The organism is Paenibacillus alba, assembly GCF_013204855.1.
Classification (GTDB): Bacteria; Bacillota; Bacilli; order Paenibacillales; family NBRC-103111; genus Paenibacillus_E; species Paenibacillus_E alba.
In genome coordinates, this window is the sequence record NZ_JABMKZ010000014.1 from 98,727 (window position 1) to 111,628 (window position 12,902).

At 47.4% G+C, this 12,902-nt stretch carries 15 protein-coding genes and 1 riboswitch; of the genes, 6 read left to right on the plus strand and 9 right to left on the minus strand.

The window, feature by feature from the left end; genetic code table 11:
* Positions 1-30 precede the first annotated feature (30 nt).
* Positions 31-110, plus strand: a riboswitch (ZMP/ZTP riboswitch).
* A 58-nt stretch (positions 111-168) separates the two neighbouring features.
* From HQN90_RS18760 to HQN90_RS18770, 3 genes are all read left to right on the plus strand, one after another.
* Positions 169-1,014, plus strand: a complete 846-nt coding sequence (locus HQN90_RS18760; RefSeq protein ID WP_173221442.1) for a bifunctional 5,10-methylenetetrahydrofolate dehydrogenase/5,10-methenyltetrahydrofolate cyclohydrolase — start codon at positions 169-171, stop codon at positions 1,012-1,014.
* Between the two features lie 131 nt (positions 1,015-1,145).
* Positions 1,146-1,325: a hypothetical protein gene (locus tag HQN90_RS18765; protein WP_173221444.1), complete on the plus strand. Its 180-nt coding sequence runs from the start codon at positions 1,146-1,148 to the stop codon at positions 1,323-1,325.
* Positions 1,326-1,581: 256 nt separating this feature from the next.
* The gene (locus tag HQN90_RS18770; protein WP_173221446.1) at positions 1,582-1,782 is read left to right on the plus strand and encodes a DUF2524 domain-containing protein; all 201 of its coding nucleotides are present in this window, start codon (positions 1,582-1,584) and stop codon (positions 1,780-1,782) included.
* A gap of 42 nt (positions 1,783-1,824) precedes the next feature.
* Here HQN90_RS18770 and HQN90_RS18775 read toward each other — a convergent pair whose 3' ends face one another.
* From HQN90_RS18775 to HQN90_RS18805, 7 genes are all read right to left on the minus strand, one after another.
* Positions 1,825-2,034 carry a hypothetical protein gene (locus tag HQN90_RS18775; protein WP_079414965.1) on the minus strand — a complete coding sequence of 70 codons (210 nt, stop codon included), beginning with the start codon at positions 2,032-2,034 and terminating at the stop codon, positions 1,825-1,827.
* 91 nt (positions 2,035-2,125) lie between these two features.
* A complete protein-coding gene (locus HQN90_RS18780; protein ID WP_338042351.1) occupies positions 2,126-3,013 on the minus strand; it encodes a M14 family metallopeptidase in 888 nt (295 codons plus the stop codon).
* 178 nt (positions 3,014-3,191) lie between these two features.
* A complete protein-coding gene (gene racE, locus HQN90_RS18785) occupies positions 3,192-4,001 on the minus strand; it encodes a glutamate racemase (RefSeq protein WP_338042352.1) in 810 nt (269 codons plus the stop codon).
* 110 nt (positions 4,002-4,111) lie between these two features.
* On the minus strand, positions 4,112-5,098 hold the full coding sequence (locus tag HQN90_RS18790; RefSeq protein ID WP_173221448.1) for a polysaccharide deacetylase family protein: 987 nt from the start codon (positions 5,096-5,098) through the stop codon (positions 4,112-4,114).
* Between the two features lie 85 nt (positions 5,099-5,183).
* The gene (locus HQN90_RS18795) at positions 5,184-5,603 is read right to left on the minus strand and encodes a disulfide oxidoreductase (RefSeq protein ID WP_173221450.1); all 420 of its coding nucleotides are present in this window, start codon (positions 5,601-5,603) and stop codon (positions 5,184-5,186) included.
* A 268-nt stretch (positions 5,604-5,871) separates the two neighbouring features.
* Complete coding sequence (locus tag HQN90_RS18800; RefSeq protein WP_173221452.1) at positions 5,872-7,032, minus strand: glucose 1-dehydrogenase; 1,161 nt, start codon at positions 7,030-7,032, stop codon at positions 5,872-5,874.
* A gap of 18 nt (positions 7,033-7,050) precedes the next feature.
* A complete protein-coding gene (locus tag HQN90_RS18805; protein ID WP_173221454.1) occupies positions 7,051-9,087 on the minus strand; it encodes a glycoside hydrolase family 15 protein in 2,037 nt (678 codons plus the stop codon).
* Between the two features lie 171 nt (positions 9,088-9,258).
* Between HQN90_RS18805 and HQN90_RS18810 the strand changes: the two genes are divergently transcribed.
* Together HQN90_RS18810 and HQN90_RS18815 are read left to right on the plus strand one after the other, a co-directional pair.
* The gene (locus HQN90_RS18810; protein WP_173221457.1) at positions 9,259-9,927 is read left to right on the plus strand and encodes a helix-turn-helix domain-containing protein; all 669 of its coding nucleotides are present in this window, start codon (positions 9,259-9,261) and stop codon (positions 9,925-9,927) included.
* 122 nt (positions 9,928-10,049) lie between these two features.
* Complete coding sequence (locus tag HQN90_RS18815) at positions 10,050-11,165, plus strand: phosphodiester glycosidase family protein (protein WP_173221459.1); 1,116 nt, start codon at positions 10,050-10,052, stop codon at positions 11,163-11,165.
* A gap of 44 nt (positions 11,166-11,209) precedes the next feature.
* Here HQN90_RS18815 and HQN90_RS18820 read toward each other — a convergent pair whose 3' ends face one another.
* Positions 11,210-11,575 (minus strand): YtxH domain-containing protein, encoded by a 366-nt coding sequence (locus HQN90_RS18820; protein ID WP_173221461.1) that lies wholly within the window; start codon positions 11,573-11,575, stop codon positions 11,210-11,212.
* A 14-nt stretch (positions 11,576-11,589) separates the two neighbouring features.
* Positions 11,590-12,036 carry a DUF948 domain-containing protein gene (locus HQN90_RS18825; protein ID WP_173221463.1) on the minus strand — a complete coding sequence of 149 codons (447 nt, stop codon included), beginning with the start codon at positions 12,034-12,036 and terminating at the stop codon, positions 11,590-11,592.
* Between the two features lie 174 nt (positions 12,037-12,210).
* Here HQN90_RS18825 and HQN90_RS18830 point away from each other — a divergent pair, with 174 nt between their 5' ends.
* Entirely contained in the window at positions 12,211-12,843 is a 633-nt protein-coding gene (locus tag HQN90_RS18830) for a bifunctional 4-hydroxy-2-oxoglutarate aldolase/2-dehydro-3-deoxy-phosphogluconate aldolase (RefSeq protein WP_173221465.1), read from the plus strand.
* Positions 12,844-12,902 lie beyond the last annotated feature (59 nt).

Consider the following 12,902-nt stretch of genomic DNA (forward strand, 5'->3'; position numbering starts at 1 on the left):
ACGAGGCACATTTATGATAAGACTAATAGAAAGTTGATGTGTGACTGGCGGAGCATGGATACCCATGAGGAAGCACATCGATGCAGCAGCCGTACGCCTGGGCAAAGGTAAGGGGATTATCCCCTTGCCTTTTTGTGTTTTATCAACATTTGAAAGGTGTGGACAACTATGTATGCAGAAACCTTAATTTTGGATGGAAATCGCGTTGCCAATCAGATCAAAGAAGATCTTGCTGTAAGAATTGAGCAATTAACAGCCAAAGGAATACAGCCTTGCTTGGCGACGATTCTCGTTGGAGATGATCCTTCATCGGAAACTTATGTGCGCATGAAAGGCAATGCCTGCAAACGGCTTGGGATTCATTCCAGACGCATCCATCTTGATCAATCAACTACGACAGATCAGCTGATTGCCGTGATTCAGGAATTAAACAGAGATTCGCAAGTCCATGGCATTCTGCTGCAGCATCCCGTCCCTCATCATGTCGATGAAAGAGCCGCCTTTGAGGCTATTCAGCCTGAGAAGGATGTGGATGGCGTAACCATGCTTGGCTTCGCCCAAAATGCTTTTGGAATAGCCAGCTTCCCCTCCTGTACCCCTGCAGCGATCATCGCGATTCTCGATCATTATCAAATTCCGATTGCAGGCAAGCATGCCGTCGTTATTGGCCGCAGCCCTATTTTGGGAAAACCGGTGTCCCTTATGCTGCTCAATAGGAACGCTACCGTGACGATTTGCCACTCCAGGACGGAAGGACTCGAACATCTCGTTCGGCTAGCTGATATCGTGGTAGCTGCTGTCGGCAAGCCTGCTTTTGTTCAGGGAGATTGGATTAAGCCTGGCGCTGTTATTATCGATGCCGGATACAATCCGGGCAATATCGGAGATGTCGATTACGAAGCTTGTCTCCCTATCACCAGTGCCATCACACCCGTACCAGCTGGAGTCGGACCAGTGACCATTGCTACGCTTTTGAAACATACGATTGACGCCGCTGAAATGACGAATCCGTAACAAGCAGATACGACATAATTTTCCTTAAAATAGGTCTTAATAACCCTTGTTTAACCTTACATGATATGTTATATTAAAAGTGCGACAAATCAAGGTTTTCACTTCAAAAAGTTGACATAGGAGTGATGAAAATGGGCCAAAATTCCGTTCAGATTCTGCAAGGCGAAGAACTAATTCGTGTGGAAATGACTGTTAAGGAAGCGCTTGCTTTAACAGGCGCTAAGTTCAATCAGAACCACAAGCTAGAAACAGATGCCATCAAGAAGGTTAAACAAACGTTAGAAGACAAGCTGCTGACTCCCAACCATTAATCTTATATACCTTTACCGCACATCGCCCTGATTGAACGATTTCCATCGTTCGCAGGGCTTTTTGTTTTATTTGTATCAAAATCAACCGAATGCTTATACTAATTCTCGCACTACCCCAACTTACATCCTAAGGAGTGAAGATCATGTCATCCGATCACAAACAGCAAGGACAAAGCAGAAAAAATACGACAACACGCACACAGGATCAGAAAAGCGGCAAAGGTCATAAATAACAATCATTTAGGAGGGCTAACCGATGCTTGATCAGTTGGAAAGCAATTACGATTGTGCCAACGCAGGTGCTGATTTGCACAGTTTAAAGCAAGAGCTTGAGCAGTTCCAAGGTCAAGCCGCCAGCTCAGACACAACGCAGAAAGAACAGCGCAATCGTCTCGAAAACCAGATCCGTTTCATCGAAAACAAATGTTCAATTACCCGTGAGCATAACCCGCAATGAAGAAAAGTCCATGCCTTTGCTTAGAGGGCATGGACTTTCCTATTAGTTTACTTTTCTGCGTGTCAAAATACACGGAACCCCTTTACCCAAGGCCCCAGGCTGCGACATCATGGATAAATATCGAAGTCCCCTCGTACAGGGCGTTTTGCAAACTGCGCAAGTGGACGATTCTACAAGTCTCATCGTGTACTGGACTCTGGACGAAAGCTCTTTCTTCTTGGTTACCTTGCCCTTCCCTTTAGGTGGTGCCATCTCCCACGCCTCCCAACTGTTTCCTCCCTTCAGTATATGAAGCTTGGGCTGAACGGTTCTTAGGAGGCATGGTCAAGTTCAAGCGACTTGTCTATTGGTTGACCACTTGCAGGTCCATAGCTGTCAACAGAATAGGAACAAGCTCTGCGTAAAGCGAAGCGAAAGATTCCACAGGCAAAGGATTTTCTCCGCAGCCAACTTCCACCGTGAAGCCAGGCTTGCGAAATTGCTGGATGAACCAATCTTTGTACCCCGCATCGCTGTCGGAGAGCTTAACGGCTTGGTAATTGCCAGCTAAGGATAACCGCTCGGCATACATCTCGGACTCCGGAGGCTCATAGCCACGGTAGTTCCAATAAATTTCTCTTCCTTGTGTATGCAGCGCTACAACGATTTCAAAGGGATGAATTTCCGTGAACCTCACCATGGCCGCCGCCTCCGGCTCGGTCAGTGGCGCTTCACCGCCGTAATCCCGCGGTCCTGGACCCAGCTGAACTCGGCGTGCAGCCTCTTCCTCCCAATAAGCCGGGAATTGGTCGTTGAGATCCACCCCCCGAATATTGGCCTTCCAGCCGCTAAAATCCAAGGAACCTCCGTTCCACTCCAGCAATTGCTCCCGATGCGGATGTTCTTCAACGCCTTGCAGGACAAGCTCAACCCCATCTGGATTCACCATAGGGACCACCCAAAGCGAATATTCAGAGAGAAGTCGTCTCACATTGCTGCCGTGCCATGCCGTTCCCCTCGCGTACGAGCAAGCCAGATCCTCTACGAATTGCATGATCAGAGGAGTCGTTATCCATTCATTCGCATGAATGGCTGCTTGAATATGAAGCTCCCTTGCTCCTTGACCGATTCGAAGAGCCGGAATACTTTTCCCCATCACACTCTCACCCATAACGCCTACTTGAAGAAAAGGATAAATTTTGCCTAACCGATGCAATTCCTCACACAGTGTCTCATACCCGTATCCTAACACGCGACCACCTCACAGCTCTGTTATCTCATCTTTCTGTTATCTCATCTTCGTAGGATATGAATATGCCATTTGGCTTAGAAACATGCGGTATCGGCTTAATCGCAGGCTTTTCAGCTTTTCAAGCGATTGAAAAGAAAAAACCTGCATTTCTGCAGGTTTCAACGTTGACATGACCATTTTATATAATCGTAGGTACCTGCCAAACAACGGGAGTTATGGAAATCTGCTCTTTGAGCCAGTTTTCAGCTATTTTCTTGAACAGCTCGGGCTCCCCGCTGCAAAAAAATTGATGAATCGGCAGCTGCCCCGATGTGGCAAGCAAATTGCGATGGTAGAGAATCGTACTGATTTCTCTCGCCGTCTCATCTGCCGAAGAAATCAAGGTGACATTCGGGCCCATCACACTGGATATAGCTTCCGTCAAAAAAGGATAATGCGTACACCCCAGAATCAAGCAATCCATGGGCTTGCCGACGAGCGGTTTCAATGATTGTTCAACAACCTCATGCGACCGATCCGCATCGAACAACCCCTTTTCCACGAGAGGAGCCAGTAAGGGGCAAGCCTCGCTATACACTTGAATGTGCGGCGAGATTAAGCGCAATGCATGCTCATAGGCTTTGCTTCGAATGGTTCCATCCGTGCCAATGACCCCGATGATCCCGCTTCTCGTATGCTTGATTGCTGCTCTAGCTCCTGGTGAAATGACCCCAAGCACGGGAATCGATACCCGCTCCCTAATATCGTCAATGGCAACTGCTGTTGCCGTATTGCAAGCGATAACAATCATTTTGGGATTAAATTGAATTAAATAATCAACGATTTGCCTCGTGAATGTCTGCACTTCTCCCGCAGATCTAGGACCGTAAGGACTTCGCGCTGTATCTCCAAAATAAATGACTTTTTCTTGCGGCAATTGTCTCATGACTTCTTTGACAACAGTTAATCCTCCGACCCCGGAGTCCAGTACGGCTATCGCTTGCTGCACACCTATCCGCTTCCTTTGCCGCTTAATTAAATACGGAACCACATGGATAGAATATGAACGTACAAGCTGAAAGGTACCTAGGTGAAAAACTCAGATTTCTGACCTGTCGTCTACTTTTTAGGCTCAAGCTCACTCACAAGCGCAAATTCATAGCCTTTTTTCTTGATCTCTTTGCAAATGCGTGACAGTGCCTGCATATTTTCCTCAGAGCCCTGATGCATCAAAATCACATTGCCATCATGCAAATTATTCATAATGTCATTGTAAGGATCTTCTGCCCCATTCTCTCTCTTCTCCCAATCACGCATAGCCGTTGACCAGAATACGGATGTATAGCCCATGCTTGAAACCAAGCTTAAATTATGCATATTGTAGTGTCCATAAGGAAAACGGAAATATTGCTCCACTTCTTTTCCCGTTAATTGTTTATACAAGACTTCAAAATCCGTAATTTCTTTCCGAATTTGGTCATCGCTCATCTCATTAAAATCATTGTGCGTCATCGTATGGTTGGCAATAAAATGACCATCCGCGACAAGCTTTTTTAAGTAGTCAGGATTCTTCTTAATGTTGTTTCCGGAAATAAAAAAGTTAGCCTTCACACCGTTTTCCTTCAAGGATTTCAGCATCAAATCCACTTCAATCAAAGGACCTCCGGCATCAATAGTTAAATACACCTTCTTACCGGTGCCTACCCATACGGCTTTCTGATCTGCTGTGAAAGATTTCGTCTCTTTGGGAAAATCAGGAACTTGTCCGGTTTTCTTCTTCATATAGTACCAAGAGTAAGGTACCTTCTCGGCTGAGGAAGGCTTTGGAGTAGCCCCAACTACTGCTGACTTGGGTGTTGCCGTAGGCACCGGAGTTGCCGTTGGCTTCGTCGTGTGCGTCGGATCTGGTGTGGCTTTAGGCGTCGGCGTAGGTGCCGCAGTTGGTTTAGGAGTTGGTGTTGGTGTCGGCGTTGCCGCCGAGGTAGCTTTAGGCGTTTCGGTTGGAGCTGGATTGGAAGCTGAGGAAAGCAGGCTTTTATCTGCACAACCGATCAATGTTGCGCTAAGAACGATCAGTAGTGCAGCGCTTTTGGTAATTCGCGTCATAGTAGCACCTCGTTATAGAATGAATACATCGGTATTCATTTCGACAGCACTAGACAAATTACCTGCCTATTGGAAGATTTTCTTATTATTTCGTGGCGCGATACGTCAAATATTGGAGGATGCTGATTAAAATGAATGCAGCTCCAGCAAGCATTGGAATCGTAATAAATCCAAGCCAATTCAAATAATCCACATCACAAGGCACAGGACCGCATCCCGTCGCTGATTCATGAAAAATGCCCGATTGCAGCAAGACATGATAAATCGAAATACATGCGCCCCACAGGGTCAATGGCAGTACATAAATCGTAAGTTTATAATCTCTGCGTACAGCTGCAATTCCTAAAATGATGGCTAAAGGATACATCAAAATTCGTTGATACCAGCATAATTTGCAAGGTAAAAAATGCATAATCTCTGAGAAATAAAGGCTTCCTAAGGTAGCAATTAGAGCAATTAGCCACGATAGATGCATGCCATTGTCTCTTAACCATTTGTTTGACATCTGAGCTCGTCCTCCCCTTCCTCCTTATTATAGAAAAATATAGAAAGGAAGTCTAACCTGTTCGGCCGAAATTCAGCCTTTCAGCTGCTCGATCGGGCAGACTAGTCAAAATCTGGACACGTAAGGCTGTTTTTCGGCCTTATGGAGGCGCTTTAGCGCTTCCCCTTCACTTTAAGGCCGAAATTCAGCCTTTCAGCTGCTCGATCGGATTCTCATAATAAACAAAAAAGCGGCAAGCAGGCCAACTCTCGCCCACCCGCCGCTATCCTTATACAGAGAAGCTGTAAGCTACTTCTTCCGTCTGTTTCACGAGCTCCCGCCACTGCTCAACAGGTACGATATCAACGACTGCTTTGATCGGTATGCTGGAGAAATCCAGCTGCGGCACGGCCTCCAGCTTCATCCGATTCGTGACCAGCCGGTCCAGCCAGCCGGGATAGTTCTTCTCCATCTGCTGCAAGCGATAGATGGCTGTTTCAAAATCTTTGCGAGCCGCGTTGACGGAACCAAGCACGCATTTGTTCTCCAGCACCATGCTCTGATTGAGCATGTCAGATGAAATCTCCAGCTTGCGGTCCGCTGGCGTAACTCCCAGCAGCGCCAACACGCCGTTGGGCGCCAGAACGGCCATGGCCTCGAAGGCCAGCGGGCTGAAGCCCGTGCATTCGAGAATGAGATCTAGCGGCTTGCCGAGACGCTCGGCATATGCCGTCAGTGTATCCGCAGCACTCGCGGCGCCTGCCTGCTGATACATGCCGCCGCTGATCTTCACAAGCTGCGCTTGCAGGCTGTCCTGCGGCGACATCGACCAGACATAGACCTCAAGCCCAAGCAGCCGGCAGGTCATCGCGGCAAGCAAGCCCAGAGGCCCTGAACCGAGAATCAGCGCCGTCTTCGGCTCCCAGATCAGCCGCTGCTGCACGCGCAGCACCTGATCCCATACTTTCTCGACGATGCTTTGCGGCTCGACCAGCATCCCATGCTGGAGCAGGTCCAGTGGAACCTGCACCAAGTACCGCCCTTCTTCCTTGTAATACTCGGAGAGGAAACCGTTCGCCCCTTTGATGCCGCGTTCCACATACTCCCCAGTCTGGCAGAAGTCCGAATGTCCATTGCGGCAGTTCACACAGTTTTGATTGCGGCAAGGCCTTCTCACAATCGCGGTCACCAGATCGCCCTTGCGGAAGCCGCTGTCCGTCCCAGCCTCGGTAACGACGCCAAGCGATTCATGTCCTGTGGTCAGATCATCCTCTCCTTCCGGAGGAACGCCGTATTTCTCCTTCAAGATCTCTTTGTCTGTACCATCCAGCCCCACGGCCAGCACCTTCACGATGACCTCTTGAGGATGTGAAAGAACAGGATCCGGCAGGTCTTCGATTTCTATCGTGGGATTGCCGTTACGCAGATTTTTGACTCGAATAGCTTTCATTTCTTCCTCTCCTCCAAGCTAGTGATTGACCGGTTCGAGTACTTTGTCTTCACTTGCATCTACGCCTGATTTCGCCTCTTTGGACGTCAGCGTTTTTAATTTAGACAAGTATTCCTGCGCCACCTTAATAAAAGAAGCATGCGACCAAGTCAACGGCGAAACTGACATCGGCTCTCCTGAGAACGGGTGCACTTGTTCAGCCATAACGCCAGAGGGCAGCGCATGGTTGATTGCCCAGCGCATCAAATTTTCAGCCTCCACAAGGTCTTGTACCGTCTTAGCTGTTGCTATCAGCCATTCCGCGTACCAAAGCGTGCAAATAAACCAAGGGTTCCCCGGAACCTTCGCAACATCATTGGTCACTTGATGATAGTAGTCGTTCTCATAACGCGCGATGCCGCCAATGTCTGTCTGTACCCATAATTTATCTTTCAATGCTTTCATCGTAGCAAGGAGTCGCGGATCCTCCAACTGAAGCAGACCGAAGTCAAATAGCGCATACATGCTCATATCCATGGTATAATCGGGAATATATTTATTTTCCTCATAGCTCCAATACAAGGCTCTTAGGAACCTATTCTGTTCGGGTGCAAACAGCTGCTGCTCAGCAGATTTTTTTACCAATTCTGCAATATCAGCATAATAAACAGCCCGTGCTTTATCTTCGTGAAATTCGGCGAAGCGAGCTGCAGCTACCAGGCCTGCATAGACGGAAGAAACCGTGAAAGCAAGCACACCGTAGCGCTCCTCCCAGAGGTCATAAGAGGGCAGCGGAAGTCCGGAAGCATCCCGATAATGCACGAGGAAATCAGCCGCAGGCTTCACCAATTTCTCATAATCCTCTCGGGACTTATCGAGCGTGCCTGCCAGCTTATGATGATGCCACAAGGTGAACAGCACCAGTGCAGTCTCGTCCTCTTGAATAGCAAGCTGCTTCTTCCCTTGTCCGTCTACCCAAGGATGCCAGCTTGAACCAACCGAGCTGTCCGGGTTATATTTATGCATCAAATATCCTTCCGGGGTGAGTACCTTCAAACAGAAATCGAAAAACTTCCGAGACAATTCATGATAACCGGCACGATCCAGCGCATGCGAGACTAAAGCACCGTCACGAGGCCACATATACGAGTAGGTATCTTTGGCAAATTTCAAAATGTCGGAATCATTCGCTGCGATAATCGCTCCCCGATTATCCACATTCGTTCTTGTAATCAGCAAGCATCTTTTATAAAATGATTCCAAATCAGGCTTCAGCAGCGATAATTGATGAGCATCCTGGTTCACCCATTTGACCCAATGCTCGTGTGTCCGCTGCAGTAGAACCTGTGGGGTTGCGGTGCGAAGCTGCTGTTCCAGCCGCTCTACTTCCTGCTTTGTTTTTCCGAAACAAATCCAAAACCAAGCTTCTTTTGAACTATTGGCAGGCAGTTTCAATGTCAATTCGATGATGCCATCCACAGAGCCTTGTGCAATCGGGTTCCCTCCCAAATGGCCATCTTCCGCATCACGCCAAGTTCCTTCCAGCCCATGAATGCCTTTTTGTCCCGTTGCATAACCGCTGGGAGCCGGTTTCTCGCTATCTGGTGACAAGCAGGACAGTGACATATACCGGTGTCCCTTATAGAAAACGAGCGAGTTTAGTTCCGGATCATAATAAATGGTATCACCGACGCCATTCCCATAGATCTGCAGGTCCAAATGGAAATAAAGTTTGATTTCTCGTTCGACATCAAAGTGATTTTCAACCTTCACTTTTCGCACAAATGCATTTTGCTGAACATCGACACCATCTCGAATTCCGAAACTGAGTCCAAGCCTTTCATGGCTGCATGGCACATCGGTAACAAGCGAATCCTCGAGATAAGTCAGTTTCTTAGACACCTCTGGATTGTCAATCCAGAAAAAACCTTCCTGACACCAAATGCCAAAATGTGAAAGATGATCGCTAGATTGATTCTCCTGACCTACTAAAGGGTAATACATGTCACGAATATTATAAGCAGCATCAAAATTAATAAGCACATTCCCATTTCCGATAGGTAAATCTCTTGCCATGCGATCAGCCTCTTTCCAAGATGTTGCTACTAATTTACCATTTGAAGCGTCTAAATATGCACGCAGGCCTCTGAACAGGAAATTGAGGGAAATAGCACCAATTGGGCTTTAGACATTTTCATTTCACGCAAACTCAATTACAATAAGAAGTATATGGAGGGATTCACAATTATGAAGCAATTAGAAGGATTCGGTAAATTTTTGGAAAGCTTGCGAGGTAAGATGTCATTACGTGAAGCAGCCCACAAAAGCGGACTTTCACATGCCTATATTAGGGACCTTGAATTAGAGCGGAATCGTTCGACAAATGAGAAAATCAACCCTTCACCCGTTACGTTAAAGAAGCTGTCGGATGCCTACAACATTTCGTACACAGATCTTATGGCCAAAGCCGGCTACTTAGAAAATGAGCAGGAGCTCATGGCTGAGCAAGCTGAACAAGAGCAAGTCGCTATGTCGGACGCTATGTATATTGAAGTCACGTCCAAAGAAATTATCTTTCATACACGACTTGGTCAAATCAACAGAAGTGTGAACTCGTTGCTCGATTTCAGTCTTTTTCTGGATCAGCTTGATGAACAAGGCTTTAAAAAGATGGATACCGATTTATTCGTCAATCTGAATTATGTGCAGAAATATGTGGAGCGAGAAGGCAAGCTCTATTTCGATCCGCTAGGTATCGGCAAATATGTCGTTATCGCGGCGATTAGACAAAAAAAATATCACGATCTGCTTATTCGCAGTGTCGCAGCCAATACCGGCAAAGCTCTCGAGTTTCATTACGACCGCAATACGGGAACGGCAGAAGCAGGTTTCTTTCCATTAAAATTTCCTGGCTGAAGCCATATTTACAAAAAAAGGAGAAACGGTTCAGTGCAATCTGAAACCTTTTCTCCTTTCTTTTCGTCTAAGTATAAGTGTGGTTAAAATGATTTTTGGTAGAGAGGATTGGTACTGCATACATGGCTGTCCAACAAACCGCTTCCCCGCCGTCTCGTCTAGCGAGCAATAAACGGAGAAGATCCAAAGGATTGAATTTTTTCGTATATGCGATTTTAAGTGTGGCTTTCCTTGCTGTGTTATCGCTTTGTTGGTTTTTCCTGACTGCCTCAGGGTCGAATATACGACTGATGATGGCGGATACGTTGATTACAACCCAACATCGGGATTGGGCCAAATATTTGATAGGTTCAACTGAATTGCAGAAGCGTGTTGAGGCCTATTGGAAAAGTTTTGATGACATGGGAAATGAGAAAGATAAAGGGATTGTTCAAATCCCGCCAAGCCCAAATGCCCAAACCCCCGTAACTGTTAAAAAAGAATTAGTTAAGATTGAGCCTATATCCGGCAGCAATTTCAAAGGACAGCTTGTCACCATTTCCGACCCCAAGAAGCTGCGAATTGCCGTACCTGAGAAGGTCGGCAAAGGCGAAAAAGTGTCCTCCATGGTGAAGAGAACCGGAGCGATTCTCGGTGTGAACGGCGGCGGATTTATCGATCCCAACTGGGAAGGCAATGGCTTTCAGCCAGAAGGCATCGTGATGTCCGGAGGCAAAATCTTTTACAATGACAAAGGCATGAACGGCACGGTGCAAGTTGTCGGCATTGACAAAGAAGGCAGAATGATTGCCGGCAAGTACAAAGTCTCTGAGCTGGTGGACATGGGCGTACAGGAAGCTGTTTCCTTCAGTCCGCGGTTCATTGTCAATGGCGTTGGTCAAATTAAAAGCCAGGCCGATGGCTGGGGCATAGCTCCACGAACGAGCATGGCACAAACCAAAGACGGCTCTATTCTGTTCGCTATTATTGATGGCAGGCAGAAGCATAGCATCGGCGCAACCTTATATGATGTGCAGGAAATATTCCTTGCGCATGGCGCAGTAACAGCAGCGAATTTAGACGGCGGTGCTTCAACCGTACTCGTGCATAATAATGCTATTATCAATAAACCTTCCAGCGAGTATGGGGAACGTTATCTTCCCACAGCATGGCTGCTGTACGATCATCCCGAAACGGCTCCCATCAAAAATGTGTGGGAAGGCCTCGATATTCGCAAAATTGATCCATCGAAGTGGTAAATCCAAAACCTCCGACACCAAAAGGCATCGGAGGTTTTATTGTTTTAGCGATTCCCTACAATAACCAAATCTTCAGCAGCCTCAGACGCTTGAATATCATCAAGCTCATCTTCATTTTTTGCTTCTTTCCACGAACGAACTGTGTCCACAACACCGGAAGCCGCGTCTTTCGCTTTACCGACAATTTCCGTTGTTGCAAGGCTTACGCTTTTGGCAACACCTTGTGTCTTTTGGCTCACCGTGCTGGCAATTTGGACGGTTTTATCGCTTACCGCTTGCGCTTGCCCGGCAATGTCACTTCTTAGCTCACGGCCCGATTTAGGTGCGAATAAAAGCGCAGTTGCCGCTCCCAGCAAGCCGCCTACCACAGCTCCGATGAGAAGATCTTTTCCCTTTTTTTCATTGGACATGTAACATCCACTCCTTAATGATCTGATTTGGCATTCCGATGCGCCTGCCATCTTTGCCACAGCTCGTAGCCCGTCGTTGTCCACTCCATGACGTCTTGAATACGTTTCTGGTGGGTATGTACAACCTTTTCCGCACCATGAATAGATTCATTCATCAGGTGTGCCCCTTTGCGAATAACAGAAGCGACATCCCCTATAGAGGCTCCTGCTTTCTCGATGGATTGAATCGTCGGCTCAAGTGCAAGAACTTGCCTATGCACCTCTTCAGTAAGTTGCCCCGTTTGCTTCAAAAGTTGCTCTGATTGTTCTGCTGTGGCAATTACATGCTGTTTGATTTCTATAATGGCGTCATCCAAATGAACAATCGTGCGTTTCGCAGCTATTAGGAATCGCACAGCAAATCCAATGAGCAAAATGAAAGCAAGCGCTGAACTGACCATACTGATCTCGATCCAAGACATGACGAGCACCTCCTGTGTGAGCTTAAAAAAGCGCGTATGCGTGTCGGCTTCTAGACGAATGCCTATGAATTACTACAGTATAAGTAGCAGCAGCTTGTTTTGACACAAAAAAACTGGAAAAATTTCAGGGACCTGTCATAATGAAAAACAAACGATACCTACTGGAGGAGAAACATGAACAGAGAGCAAGGACTTAAAGAGATTGAACGCACCCGAATCATAGCCATCGTACGCGGGGTCCAGGAGGCACATATCCAAGCTGTCGCAGAAGCGCTTCTGAAAGGCGGCGTGACCGTTATGGAGGTTACCCTGAATACTCCCGGTGCCCTTCATATGATTGGCTCGCTGCAGCAGCACTGGGGGGCTCAGATGTACATCGGAGCTGGAACTGTACTCGACCTGGAAGATGCCAAGAAAGCCGTTCAAGCGGGTGCTTCCTTTCTGGTCACCCCGAACATGGACGAGGATGTCATTCGTTGGTCCAGTGAGCAAGGCATTCCCATTTTCCCTGGGGCTATGACACCGACAGAAATCGTCAAGGCTTGGAGAGCAGGCGCAACCGCTGTTAAAATCTTTCCAAGCGGGAGCCTTGGGCTCACTTATATCAAAGAATTAATGGGGCCTCTGGACCACATTCCGATGATTGCCGTGGGCGGCGTTACGGAGGACAATATTAAGCAGTTTCTGGATATTGGCTGCTACGGCTTAGGCATCGGCGGCTCCCTCATCAACCTCAAGGAGATCGAAGCTGGTCGTTTCGAGTGGATCACAAACAAGGCGGCAAGCTTGCTCGCGGCATCCAAATAGAGATAGCAGAGTTTAGTGGATACGCCTTGCTTGCTGGAACGAACTCATACATATATTGC